The sequence below is a fragment of the Pseudomonas sp. NBRC 111138 genome (genome assembly GCF_001320835.1).
GTDB lineage: Bacteria > Pseudomonadota > Gammaproteobacteria > Pseudomonadales > Pseudomonadaceae > Aquipseudomonas > Aquipseudomonas paracarnis.
Window position 1 is genome coordinate 76,976 of sequence record NZ_BCBO01000038.1, and the last position, 11,723, is coordinate 88,698.

Genomic DNA, 11,723 nt, shown 5'->3' on the forward strand with positions numbered 1-11,723 from the left:
GCAGAGGTTGTGCCAGGGTTCAATCGACCGCCACGGGTGCATTTGAAACTATTGAAGCGCCCGGAGAAACACCTGGGCTCTACGCACCATTGGGTTGAGGCGTTTGTGAGTCAATGGTTGCGGTGGTTGAACCCATCAACCGGGAAATGAGGCCTTGCGCAGAAGGTTGCGCTGCGGCGGTATCAAACCGCCGCGCACTCATCCCCCACCCCGGCGCGAACCCCGGGAAAAATACCAGCCCTTCGGCCTCCAGGCGAAACGCCAGGATCAAACGAGTTTCATCGTCCACGTCGCCGTGGCCTTCCAGTTTCTCAATTGCTTGCACCGCCACGCCAGCCTGGCGAGCCAGCTCTTCGCGGCTCCAGCCCAGCATCACGCGCGCCTGCGCGCAGTGTTTGGTGGTGAATTGATGCAAGACGATCTGTTGTTCTACGAAAGAACTCATTGCCAGAGAGGACATGGGGTTTCTCCAGGTTCGACAGGGGAGGCGCAACTATACTGTGTTTTTGTACAGTTGTTTCTACCGCTCATCCATTGGCGTTGCAACCCCTTATGATTCCAGCCCCGGCGCCTCGCGAATAATCAGGTGATCCAGGTTTTCGATCCTGGCGCTGAATACCCCGAACGTCTGCTCGGGTTTTTTCTGGCTGGGCACCTGCACAAGCTGCGGCGTGACCCCGTAGAAAAAGCAATACAGCGGCCGTTCGCTGCTGGCCGCCGCCTTGATCTGTTCCAGGAATGCCGTGCGCTTGCGGTAGTTTTCGATAAGCTTTTTGCTCAGGTAGACATTTACCGAATAGGGCTTCTTGTCGAGCCACACCTTCTTTTCGAAGTCGATGCGAAAGCTGCTGGTGTAGTCCTTGATGGTCTTGATCTTGCCCCAGTAAATCAAACCCTGGTTGTCTTGCAGGTATTCGATCTTCTTGAAGAATGCCCAGTAGGTCGCCGTGTGCTCACCGATCTTCAAGGGCATGGCCTTGAGCTTGTCCTTGTCATCGATGTTGGACACGTAGCACTCCACCGGGTGTGCGAATACGCTGGTTTTGTCCGGGATCGAGTCATTGCTGCCAGAAGAGGTGGTAGCGCGGTTTGCGGGCACTTTCGTCGGCTCCTGCAGGACGCTCCCAGCGGTGCCGACTACCGGCGTTCTAAGCTCGTACAGTCGCCGCGTCAGCACAAATTCCGATGGGAAATTTTCCTCACGCTCGTCGTCATTTTCACCCGTCGCAGGTTTATGGCTGCCGGCATAGCGGCAGCCGTCGATATGCCGCGTGCCGGGTTTGTTCTTGAAGTGCGGCGTGCGCTGGTAGTTGACGTTCTTGGCGTTGAAGGTACTCAACGCATTGGCGCTATCGAACGCCGCACGGCAGGCGTCGTTGGGGCACAGGAAGCTGTCTTTGTCGGAATCGAAGGCGGTAGTTTCATCGAAATTCAGATCTCGCACGTCGTAGATTGACAGCTTGTCGTCGAGACTCAGGCTGTAGGCCGTGTCGAATTTCATGGGGCTCGGGTCCGTCAGAGGTTTGGCTATTAATAGCCGGATCTTGCGTAAATATCAGCAAGAACCTGCCACGCGTCGCCCGCTCAAGAAACACAGGGTGCCACCCATGGCCGTGAGTGCGGCCAGGGCAAAGAACATGCTGGTGGGCGCCGCATTGATCAGCAGATAGCCACAAATCACCGGGCTCATGGCCCCGCCAAACGCGGCCAGGTTCTGTGCGCCGTAATAACTGCCGCGTAGTGCATCCGGCGCGATGGTGTCGATAAACAGAAACTCCGAGGGGTAGATGATCATCTCGCCCAGGGTGAACACGAACATTGCCAGGCACCAGGTCAGCAGACTGTGCGCCTGGCTGAAGCCGACCAACCCGGCAATAAACAGCAGGGTGCCCAGCACGATCCAATGGCGCAGTTGCTCGCGCTTGAGAAATCGGCCGATTTGGTACTGCATCAAAATCACGGTGATGGCGTTGCAGGCGAGCACCGCAGACAGAATTTTCAGTGCCTGGTCGGGTGTGTAGGCCACCAGCAAAAACTGCGACAGATAAAGGGTGTAGCGCCCATGGACGATGGTGCTCAACAGGCTGCCGCTGGTGAAGAGGATCAGCGTGCGGTCGCTGCGCAAGATGCGCAGGGTGCTGAGGAAACTCTGAGGCTTATGACTGTCGTCGCGCTGGGTCGGCGCAATGCCGATCATCAGGAACAAGCTGCCAAAGGCAATGGCGCTGGCGATCAAAAACGGTGCCCACGGCAATTGGCCGGCAATCACTACGCCCAACATCGGGCCCGTGGCATAGCCGACATTGGTCAGGGTGTAGCGCAGGGAAAACACCTTGGCGCGCTCACCCACCGGCAGGTTTTCGCTGATGATCGCCTTGGAGCCGATCAGGAACAGCGCCGACGCGGCTTCAGTCACAACAAGGGTCAGCGTGGTGAGGTAGAGGTTGCTGGCAAAGGTCAGCAACAAAAAACCGATGGAGCTGGAGAGCATGGCCAGGATCAACAGCTTGCGCTTTTCCAGACGGTCGATGATGTAGCCGCCGTACAAACCCAGGAGCGTGGCGATGAACACGGCGACCCCCATCAGCAGGCCGATGTCCTGCTGGTTGAGGCCCAGGCGTGTGCTCAGCCAGAGGGCCAGCAACGGGCTGGTCATGGCACGGCTGACCACGATGGTCACCGAGCAGATCATCAGGCGACGGATTACCAGGGAGTAGGTGGCCACGGTGGGGTGGGCTCCTTGTGATTCTTACCTACACGACTCAGATCACCAGCGAACGCAGATTGAGTGTGGGAGCTGGCTTGCCTGCGATAGCGGAGTAACAGCCAACATTGTTTTAGCTGACCCACCGTTATCGCAGGCAAGCCAGCTCCCACATTCGATGGCGTTATTGGCCAGAGTTGATGGTGATTTTTTTTACCGCACCTTGTTCCAGATCCCACTTTTTCAAGATCTTGCCGTAAGTCCCGTCATCAATCATGCCCTGCAATGCCTCACTGATCGCCGTGACCAACTCGGTATTGCTCTTCTCAATCCCAAGCCCGGTGAATTGCTTGGAAATCGCCAGGCCCACCGGCTTGTACTTGCCTTTGTCCAGCGACATCAAATAAGGAATGGTCTCGCTGCCCTGCATCGCCGCATCCAGGCGGTTCTGCTGCAACTGCGCCCGGGCATCTGCCGAGCCTTCGGTGCCGATCACCACGATTGCCGGCTTACCCGCCGCTTCGCAGTTTGCCTTGCTCCAGGCGGTAATTTCAGACGGCCAGGTGGTGCGGCGGCTGGTGCCGACTTTTTTACCGCACAGGTCGGTCAATTCCTTGATCTCTTCGCGCTTGGCTAAAGTGTAGAGCTGCGGGCCGCTGGTGAAGTAGTCGATGAAGGTCACGGCTTTCTGGCGCTCGGCGGTATCGGTCATGCCCGACAGCACGATGTCCACGCGCTTGGTGGTCAGGCCGCTGAGCATCTGTTCGAAGCCGGTTTCCTGCCATTTGATCTTCACGCCCAGTCGCTCGGCCAGGGCGTTGCCCAGGTCGAAATCGAAACCGGTGAGTTTGTTGGTGGCCGGGTCCTTGAAGTCCATCGGCGGGTAGTTCGGCACGATGGCCGCGCTGATCTCACCCTTGTCCTTGATGGCTTGCGGCAAGGCCGCGAATACACACGAGGAGGCCATCAGGCCTGCAAGCAAGGTAGGGATAAATATCTTCTTCATGGGGGCGTTCTCGTTAGTTTTTTAGTTAAGTGCGAACGGCAGAAATAAAGCTTTGGGTACGCGGGTTTTGTGGGCTTATTAAAATGTCTTCCGGGCTGCCGGCTTCCACAATCTGGCCGGCGTCCATAAACACCATGCGGTTGGACACTTCGCGAGCGAAGCCCAATTCATGGGTGACCACGATCATGGTCATGCCGGTGGTGGCCAAATCGCGCATCACCGACAGCACTTCGCCTACCAGCTCCGGGTCGAGGGCTGAGGTGGGTTCGTCAAACAGCATCAACTTGGGGCGCATCGCCAAGGCCCGGGCAATTGCCACACGTTGTTGCTGGCCGCCGGACAATTCCACCGGGTAGGCATTGCGCTTGTCCGCCAGGCCAACGCGGGCCAGCAGTTCCAGCGCATCTTCGATGGCTTCCTTGGGCGAGCGCTTGAGCACCTGGCACGGGCCTTCGATGATGTTTTGCAACACAGTCATGTGTGGGAACAAATTGAACCGCTGGAACACCATGCCGGTGGCCAGGCGCTGGCGGGCGATCTGCGCTTCGTTCATCTCGTGCAGCTTGTTGCCGACCACTCGATAACCAACCAATTCGCCATCGACCCACAGGCCGCCCTTGTCGATCTTTTCCAACTGATTGACGCAACGCAGCAGGGTACTTTTGCCCGAGCCGGACGGGCCGATGATGCACATTACTTCGCCTTGCTCGACCTCGATATTGATGTCACGCAAGGCGTGATACTGGTCGTAATACTTGTTCAGGTTGACAGCCTTGACGATGCTTCTCATGGGGCAAATCTCCTCAACCCAGGCTTACGAACGCTTGCCGGCGCCGCGGGCAAAACGACGCTCGAGGCGGCTTTGACCAAATGAAAGAACAGTCACCACCGCCAGGTACCAGATGCCCGCCACAATCAGCAGCTCCATCACCCGGGCGTTGGCGTAGTAGATGTTTTGCGCGTTGTGCAGCAGTTCCGAGTACTGGATCACACTGGCCAGGCTGGTCATTTTCACCATGCTGATGAACTCGTTGCCTACGGGCGGGATGATCACGCGCATCGCCTGCGGCAGAATGATCCTGCGCAGCGCCTGCAGGCTCGGCATGCCGATGGACTTGGCCGCCTCGTATTGGCCGGTGTCCACCGACAGCAAGCCGGCACGCACCACTTCAGCGGTGTAGGCGCCCTGGTTGATGCTCAAGCCGAGCAGGGCGGCCACGAATGGCGTCATCAGGTCCACGGTGTCGATGCTGAACAGGCCCGGAATCGTGATCACCGGGAAGATCAACGCCAGGTTGAACCACAGCAGCAGCTGCAAAATCAGCGGTGTACCGCGAAACAACCAGGTATAGGTGATGGCCACGTAACGCAGGATCGGGTTGGCCGACATGCGCATGATCGCCGTGATCACTCCGATCACTACGCCCAATGCCATCGCCAGGATCGACATGACGATGGTGTTCACCAGGCCCCAGAGGATGGCTTGCGACGTAAGGAACTGGCCAATGTAGGACCATTCGATCTGGCCATTGGCAAACGCGCGCAACAGCGCCGCCAACACAATCACGATCAGGGTGGCAAAAAACATCCGCCCGTAATAGCGCCGCGGCACGTGCTCGTACTGGGTGATATCGAACTGGTTTTCGGACAACTTGCGCTCGGCTTCCAAGCGCTCGGCCGGGGTTTGGTTCATGCTGCTACTCCAAAATTTATTCTTGATGCGTGATCGTTCCCACGCTCCGCGTGGGAACGCCGCCTCGGACGCTCCGCGTCCCGCCGTTGGCGCGTAACGTGACGACGCGGAGCGTCACGGGATGCATTCCCACGCAGTGCGTGGGAACGATCGTCACCGGCTTAAATCCGAAATCCTTGATAACTTTCAGTCCACTTTTGCTGAGCCGCCAACGCCATCTTCAACCGTCCAATCTGCTCCTTCACCCGCTCCGGCGCCGTCCCACCCCACCCACTACGCGCCGCAATCGCCGCCTCCAGGGTCAGGCAGTCGCGCACGTCCGGGGTGAGTCGCCCATCCACCTCGGCCAACATCGCCGGTGAGGCTTGCCACAACTCAATCTCATGCTGCTCACAGGCCTGCACCAGCGCGCCAGTAATCTCGTGGGCCTCCTTGAACGGCACACCACGGGTGGCCAGCCAGTCCGCCACCTCAGTCGCCAAGGTAAAGCCCATTGGCGCCTGGCGCCGCAACTCCTCTACCTGCACCTTCATGGTCGCCACCATGCCGGCCATCGCCGGCAATACCAGCAGCAAGGTGTCCACGCTATCCAACACGCAGTGCTTGTCTTCACTCAAATCGCGGTTGTACGACAGCGGCAACGACTTGAGCGTCGACATCAGCCCGGTCAGGTTGCCGATCAAACGCCCGGCCTTGCCCCGCGCCAATTCGGCAATGTCCGGGTTCTTTTTCTGCGGCATGATCGAACTGCCGGTGGCGTAGGCATCGTCCAGCACTACCCAGCGAAACTGGCGCGACGACCACAGGCAAAACTCCTCCGACAGCCGCGAAATATTCACCCCGAGCATGCCGGCCACAAACAGGAACTCCGCCACATGGTCACGGCTGGCGACGGCGTCTATGGAGTTTTCGCATGGCCCGGTGTAACCCATTTCCCTGGCCGAGTGCTCTGGCTGACGCGCTATCGCCGAACCTGCCATGGCGGCCGCGCCCAACGGCGACAGGGCCGTACGCGCATCCCAATCCACCAGGCGCTGCACATCGCGCAGCATCGACTGCGCGTGGGCCAGCAAGTGATGGGCAAACACAATGGGTTGCGCCTGCTGCAAATGGGTGAAGCCCGGGCAGATGCTCTGCACATGTTGCTCGGCCTGCTCAACCAGCGCCTGCTGCAAACCCAGCACCTCGTTGGCGATGGTGCGCGCATGGTCGCGCAGGAACAGGCGCAGATCATTGGCCGTCTGGTCATTGCGCGAGCGTCCGGCACGCAACTTGCCGCCCAGGGCGCCCAGGCGCTCGGTCAATACGCGTTCGATAAAGGTGTGTACGTCCTCGTCATCCAGGGTGGGATGCAGGCGCCCGGCGGCAAAATCCTCACCGATGCGGTCCAGGGCCTCGAGGGTACGCAAAGTCTCCGACTCATCCAGCAACCCAGCGCGCTGCAACTCACGGGCATGGGCGCAGGAGCCGGCCAGGTCGTAGGGCGTCAGGCGAAAATAGCGCTCAGGGCAACGCGACAACGCGGCCAACGCCGCAGACGGACCGGTCTTGAAACGAGCGCCCCAAAAGCGGTCGGTGGGCTGGGACATGGGTATTCCTCACGCTTGTTTTTAGAAGAGTCGGAGGCAGTTTCAACAGACGTTTATCGGTGTAGAACCGGCATCTGACGCGCCGTATTCAAGGTTGCCAAGGGCGGATGTTTATGTTCATTATCGCCGCCTGGCTATGTTCAAGGATTGGGTTCAAGCCTGTTGAATATGGCACTCGAGGTCAACGCGCATTATGGAAACCCCACTTTCCACTTCTGGAAACCTGCCGCCAAAACCCGGCACACGAGCACCGCTGCAACTGAGTGGGCTGGACTTCAAATTGCTGCGGGTATTTATGGCCGTGGTCGAAGCCGGCGGCTTCAGTGCTGCGCAAAACGAGCTGAACGTGGGCCTGGCGGCCATCAGCAAACAGATCTCCGACCTGAAGATTCGCATCGGCATGCGCCTGTGCACACGGGGCCGCGAAGGGTTCGGGCTGACCGAAGAAGGCAAGTTGGTGTATCAAGCATCCATCGAGTTATTTACCTCAGTGGACAGTTTTCGCGACAAACTTAGTTCGGCGCAAAACGAACTGATCGGCGACCTGAGTGTGGGCGTTATCGATAACACCGTCTCCGACGTTAACTCCCCGCTGATTACCGCCCTGGGCAACTTACATCGCCAATCGCCAAAAATAAGATTGCGCCTACATGCCTCGCAATTGGACGAAGTTGAGCGTGGAGTAGTGGAGGGGCGCCTGGTCGCCGGCATCGTCCCGGTGTACCAACGCCGTGAAGAATTCGACTACTTCCCGCTCTACGAAGAAAAGGCCCACGCCTACTGCGCCGTAGGGCATCCCTTGTTCACTGCGAGCGACATCACCCCCGATGCGCTTCGCCAATACGAAGTGGTGAACCATCGGTATGCGATCCATCGCGACAAGGCCAACTTCGTCAACCACGACAGCCAGTCCGCCTCGGCCTCACAAGTGGAAGCCGTCGCCATCCTGATCCTGACCGGCCGCTTCCTGGGCTTCCTGCCAGAACACTACGCCACGCCACTGGTAAGGGAAGGGCGCCTGCGCGCACTGTGCCCAGAGCAGGTTCATTTAAGCACCGCGTTCAACCTGATCCTGCGCCACAACGCGCCACGGAGCCCGATGGTCAAAGCCTTCGCCACAGCCTTGAGCGTGGACCTCAAAGCTACGACATAGCTCTCCCGAGCTACGCAGATCAAATGTGGGAGCTGTCGAGCCCGAGCGAGGCTGCGATGGGATCGCCTCGGTCTCCCCGCCAACCTCACCCCCGCATCACCGCTGCAACCGAGCTCGCTTTTTCTTCTTCGCATGAAAATGCCGAAAATGCGCATCCTGCGCCGCAGCCAGCAACTCTCGATCCCCGCGCGTATCGCCCCAGGCCCTGAGCCGATACTCCCCCAGGTCGCCATACACCGCCTCAAGCCGCAGCACCTTATTCTCACAACGGCAATTATTCCCAGTGAGCTTGCCGGTCAGCACCCCATCCACCACCTCAAGCTCAGTGCCGATCAAGCGGATGCCAAGCCGGTCGGCAAACGGCTGCAACACCAACGCCGGCGACGCCGAACACAGCGTCACCACCGCCCCGGACTTCACCTCATCCGCCACCGACTGCAAACCGCTCGGGCGCATCAGCTTGCTCCAGCGCGCCTGGCAATATTCCTGCGCTTGCTGCTCAACCCAAGCCTTCTCCACCCCGGTCATAAAGGTGCGAATCAACTGCGCCTTCAGCTCATCCCGGCTGATCTGCCGCACCAAAAACCGCAGCCCCGGCACCGCCAGCTTGACCATCCGGCCATAAAACTCACCGGGGCCAAAGGCAAACTTGAGGAAGGGCACGAAACTGTCGTGGTGGGTGAGGGTGCCGTCGAAGTCAAAGACGGAAAGTACTTTGGCGTCTGCGGGGCCGGCTTCGAGCATGTCTGGGTTCACGGGTGGTCCTTATCAGGTAGGGCGGTTTCATAGCGTTGTGACTGGCGCTTGCCTGCCGGGGTTCAGGTTGACGGTTCAGCCTGGTCGCTGCGGGTCAGCCTCTGCGCTCTTTTGTGTGCGTGCGACGGTCCATGCGTTTATGGCGATACGAGTTTACTACCCCTGAGCCAGGAGTGGGGCTTCCGAGGTTCCGGCACGCTCATTCGAGAGCGAGTGCAGTTAGGTCTTACAAGTGTTTTGGCCGACTGATTGGAGTGTGGGTTAAATTTCCTACATACCACTCGCACCACTTAAAGCGAACTTTCCGATATTTCCTATTTGCTATTTTTTCGTATGGTAAATGCCAAAAACAACAAGGCGTTAACCCTATGGCAAACCACGGCTACATGACCATCAGCGGCGAATCCCAAGGTCTGATTTCTGCAAAGTGTTCGACTCAAGACTCTATCGGCAACAAGTGGCAGGAGGGGCACTGCGAGAGATAATGGTGCTGTCCTTCCACCATAATATGGCCAACAGGGGCAACGTCAGGGCGTCGAGTCATGGGCCGATTGCCATTACCAAAAATATCGATAAATCGTCACCCTTGCTGGCGGTAGCGCTCTCCAACAGGGAAGAGCTCAACTGCGTCATCAATTTTTATCGGATCGCCCAATCGGGCTGGCATGAAAAATACTACAGCGTCGATATTCGAGGCTGCATCATCACCGACCTCACTGTCGACGTACCGCATTCTGTTTTGCATATTGATGCAGAGGCACAAGAGCATGTTGCGCTTAAATATCGTGAAGTAATCTGGACTCATCATCAGGCGGGAACAAGTGGCTTCAGTACTTGGGAGACAGGCCGGTGAACATAAATGAAGAACGGAAGCCTACCTTTCAAGACCTTTGGGTGGTTAGTCAGGCTGCGGCGTATCTGACTAACCAGGCTTGTACGATAAGTGCTCGGAATATTAATGATGGGATTGTTCGGCTGCAATTCAATCGTGAGGTGGCTTATTACGCTCGGAGTATTGTTAGGGAAGTTGAGGACGGCAGAAAAACTGTTGATCAGGGATTGAAAGAAATAAAGCACGAACAAGAAAGCCTCCTAAACCAATCCCTGGAGGTGGGGAGGAAAGGCATCGGGGTTATCGCAGGCGCACTTCAGTTTGCGACGGGGGCAGGAATTTGCTACGCCTCAGTCGGTACGCTGTGTTTGCTGGCGGGCATCCCGATTATGGCGCACGGCGCTAATAACAGAAAATGGTAGGAATATGCTTGAGGGGCATTCCGATACAGTTGGACCGGTCAGAACTGGATATCGCGGCGCAGCACAGTCCCTCGGGTATGGCGAAAGTGGAGGTGATTTAGCCTATGGTGGCACGGATATGATTATGTCTTTTTATAGTCTACGTAGGCTTGTATTGAAACCGGATGCTTGGCGTTTGTTCAGATATATAAGGTCAGATAAGGAGAGGGCTTACAAAAGAATGGGGATGTTTCCATTAGGTGTTGAGGTTTATATTGATTATGAGACAGGGAAGCAGGTGTATCAGGGGGTGGTAGATTGATTGTGTTCTATGCTCTTGTTTTTGTGGTTTTTGGTGTGGTCGGTGCGTATGCCTTAAGGGCTAGGCTTTCGGGGGAAGGTCTTAATACCTTGAAGTTATTTTTATGTGTGATATTTAACGGTTTTTTTGTCGTGTCCTATATTGAGGTGATTAAGTATGGCGAGTTTCCTTTTTTTGGGATTAGGACTGATTTTATTATTCAATATCCCATCATCGAGTGGATTGCCTTTTTCGGCATATTGGCTCACGGATTTGCACTTCCGGTGAAGTGGGAGGTCAGGCGCTGGTTTTGAACGAAAAAAGAGAGTGTGGGCTTGTCGGAGGCAGAGAGTACTCAGGCCTTAGGTTCGGCTTCGAGCATGTCTGGGTACACGGGTTGGCCTAGGTCCTATCTAATAGTATTAAGCATGCATCAGCTACGACAACAGGAGCCTACTCCCGTGCCAGTCCTCCGATCTTGGCGTAAAGCCTTTCGCTAAAAGCCTCCCGACCACTCGACCGATGACAACGCTGATGGCAATCGGGCACAAGGCTACAGCATTGGTGATGCGATCCGAACCCTTCTGGGCTAGGTGCTTGACGTGATGGACTTCAAGAAATAGCAAATTCCTTTTTTACCGACGAAAAAAAAGCCCTGAACATGCCAGGGCTTCCTTTAGTGCTTAGTCCGGATCAATCCCAGCTCAGCGCGCCGCCGGTCTGATACTCGATCACACGGGTCTCGAAGAAGTTCTTCTCTTTCTTCAAGTCCATGATCTCGCTCATCCACGGGAACGGGTTAGTCGTGCCTGGGTACTCTTCCTTCAAGCCGATCTGCGACAGGCGACGGTTAGCGATGAACTTGAGGTAATCCTCCATCATCGCCGCATTCATGCCCAACACCCCACGAGGCATGGTATCCCGCGCATATTCGATCTCCAGCTGCGTACCTTGCAGGATCATCTGGGTCGCTTCTTCTTTCATCTCGGCATCCCACAAGTGCGGGTTTTCGATTTTGATCTGGTTGATCACGTCGATACCGAAGTTCAGGTGCATCGACTCATCGCGCAGGATGTACTGGAACTGCTCGGCCACGCCGGTCATTTTGTTGCGGCGACCCATGGACAGGATCTGGGTGAAGCCGCAGTAGAAGAAGATGCCTTCCAGCACGCAGTAGTAGGCGACCAGGTTGCGCAGCAGCTCTTTGTCGGTGTCGACGGTGCCGGTTTCGAACTTCGGATCGGAGATCGAGCGGGTGTACTTCAGGCCCCAGGCGGCCTTTTTGGCG

Annotated in this window: 11 protein-coding genes and 3 pseudogenes; 4 read left to right on the forward strand and 10 right to left on the reverse strand. The window is 57.0% G+C overall.

Translation table 11 applies throughout. From position 1 onward, the window contains the following. Window positions 1–79: 79 nt before the first annotated feature. From APH41_RS07730 to argH, 7 genes are all read right to left on the reverse strand, one after another. On the reverse strand, window positions 80–460 hold the full coding sequence (locus APH41_RS07730; protein WP_054896732.1) for a helix-turn-helix transcriptional regulator: 381 nt from the start codon (window positions 458–460) through the stop codon (window positions 80–82). Between the two features lie 90 nt (window positions 461–550). After that, window positions 551–1,501 carry a hypothetical protein gene (locus APH41_RS07735; RefSeq protein ID WP_054896733.1) on the reverse strand — a complete coding sequence of 317 codons (951 nt, stop codon included), beginning with the start codon at window positions 1,499–1,501 and terminating at the stop codon, window positions 551–553. A gap of 54 nt (window positions 1,502–1,555) precedes the next feature. After that, window positions 1,556–2,725: an MFS transporter gene (locus tag APH41_RS07740; RefSeq protein ID WP_054896734.1), complete on the reverse strand. Its 1,170-nt coding sequence runs from the start codon at window positions 2,723–2,725 to the stop codon at window positions 1,556–1,558. A 163-nt stretch (window positions 2,726–2,888) separates the two neighbouring features. Next, the gene (locus tag APH41_RS07745) at window positions 2,889–3,710 is read right to left on the reverse strand and encodes an ABC transporter substrate-binding protein (protein ID WP_054918280.1); all 822 of its coding nucleotides are present in this window, start codon (window positions 3,708–3,710) and stop codon (window positions 2,889–2,891) included. Between the two features lie 25 nt (window positions 3,711–3,735). Next, window positions 3,736–4,500 (reverse strand): amino acid ABC transporter ATP-binding protein, encoded by a 765-nt coding sequence (locus tag APH41_RS07750; protein WP_003193648.1) that lies wholly within the window; start codon window positions 4,498–4,500, stop codon window positions 3,736–3,738. Window positions 4,501–4,524: 24 nt separating this feature from the next. After that, window positions 4,525–5,403, reverse strand: a complete 879-nt coding sequence (locus APH41_RS07755) for an amino acid ABC transporter permease (protein WP_034128480.1) — start codon at window positions 5,401–5,403, stop codon at window positions 4,525–4,527. Between the two features lie 161 nt (window positions 5,404–5,564). Further along, window positions 5,565–6,992, reverse strand: coding sequence for an argininosuccinate lyase (gene argH, locus APH41_RS07760; RefSeq protein WP_054918281.1), 1,428 nt, complete (start codon window positions 6,990–6,992; stop codon window positions 5,565–5,567). A 193-nt stretch (window positions 6,993–7,185) separates the two neighbouring features. Here argH and APH41_RS07765 point away from each other — a divergent pair, with 193 nt between their 5' ends. After that, window positions 7,186–8,145, forward strand: a complete 960-nt coding sequence (locus APH41_RS07765) for a LysR family transcriptional regulator (RefSeq protein ID WP_054918282.1) — start codon at window positions 7,186–7,188, stop codon at window positions 8,143–8,145. A gap of 96 nt (window positions 8,146–8,241) precedes the next feature. On the opposite strand, the gene APH41_RS07770 is transcribed toward APH41_RS07765, so the two are convergent. Continuing rightward, complete coding sequence (locus APH41_RS07770) at window positions 8,242–8,889, reverse strand: HAD-IB family hydrolase (RefSeq protein ID WP_054918285.1); 648 nt, start codon at window positions 8,887–8,889, stop codon at window positions 8,242–8,244. A 380-nt stretch (window positions 8,890–9,269) separates the two neighbouring features. On the opposite strand from APH41_RS07770, the pseudogene APH41_RS07775 reads away from it, so the two are divergent. From APH41_RS07775 to APH41_RS07785, 3 genes and pseudogenes are all read left to right on the forward strand, one after another. After that, window positions 9,270–9,754 (forward strand): annotated as a pseudogene (locus APH41_RS07775) (Hcp family type VI secretion system effector). Beyond that, window positions 9,751–10,456, forward strand: a pseudogene (locus APH41_RS07780) (DUF4225 domain-containing protein). The pseudogenes APH41_RS07775 and APH41_RS07780 overlap by 4 nt, the downstream one beginning before the upstream one ends. Continuing rightward, complete coding sequence (locus APH41_RS07785; protein WP_054918287.1) at window positions 10,453–10,749, forward strand: hypothetical protein; 297 nt, start codon at window positions 10,453–10,455, stop codon at window positions 10,747–10,749. The pseudogene APH41_RS07780 and the gene APH41_RS07785 overlap by 4 nt, the downstream one beginning before the upstream one ends. 139 nt (window positions 10,750–10,888) lie before the next feature. On the opposite strand, the pseudogene APH41_RS27965 reads toward APH41_RS07785, so the two are convergent. After that, window positions 10,889–11,061: pseudogene (locus tag APH41_RS27965) on the reverse strand (HNH endonuclease); the annotation flags it as partial. Between the two features lie 67 nt (window positions 11,062–11,128). Further along, window positions 11,129–11,723, reverse strand: a 595-nt coding sequence (locus APH41_RS07790; protein WP_156359035.1) for a ribonucleotide-diphosphate reductase subunit beta, incomplete at its 5' end; no start/stop codon positions are given.

Bases quoted from the DNA above. Each gene is read 5' to 3' on its own strand.
- APH41_RS07755 (WP_034128480.1), bottom strand. From the start codon at position 5,403: ATGAACCAAACCCCGGCCGAGCGCTTGGAAGCCGAGCGCAAGTTGTCC.
- APH41_RS07770 (WP_054918285.1), bottom strand. From the start codon at position 8,889: ATGCTCGAAGCCGGCCCCGCAGACGCCAAAGTACTTTCCGTCTTTGAC.
- APH41_RS07735 (WP_054896733.1), bottom strand. From the start codon at position 1,501: ATGAAATTCGACACGGCCTACAGCCTGAGTCTCGACGACAAGCTGTCA.
- APH41_RS07745 (WP_054918280.1), bottom strand. From the start codon at position 3,710: ATGAAGAAGATATTTATCCCTACCTTGCTTGCAGGCCTGATGGCCTCC.
- APH41_RS07730 (WP_054896732.1), bottom strand. From the start codon at position 460: ATGTCCTCTCTGGCAATGAGTTCTTTCGTAGAACAACAGATCGTCTTG.
- APH41_RS07750 (WP_003193648.1), bottom strand. From the start codon at position 4,500: ATGAGAAGCATCGTCAAGGCTGTCAACCTGAACAAGTATTACGACCAG.
- argH (WP_054918281.1), bottom strand. From the start codon at position 6,992: ATGTCCCAGCCCACCGACCGCTTTTGGGGCGCTCGTTTCAAGACCGGT.
- APH41_RS07765 (WP_054918282.1), top strand. From the start codon at position 7,186: ATGGAAACCCCACTTTCCACTTCTGGAAACCTGCCGCCAAAACCCGGC.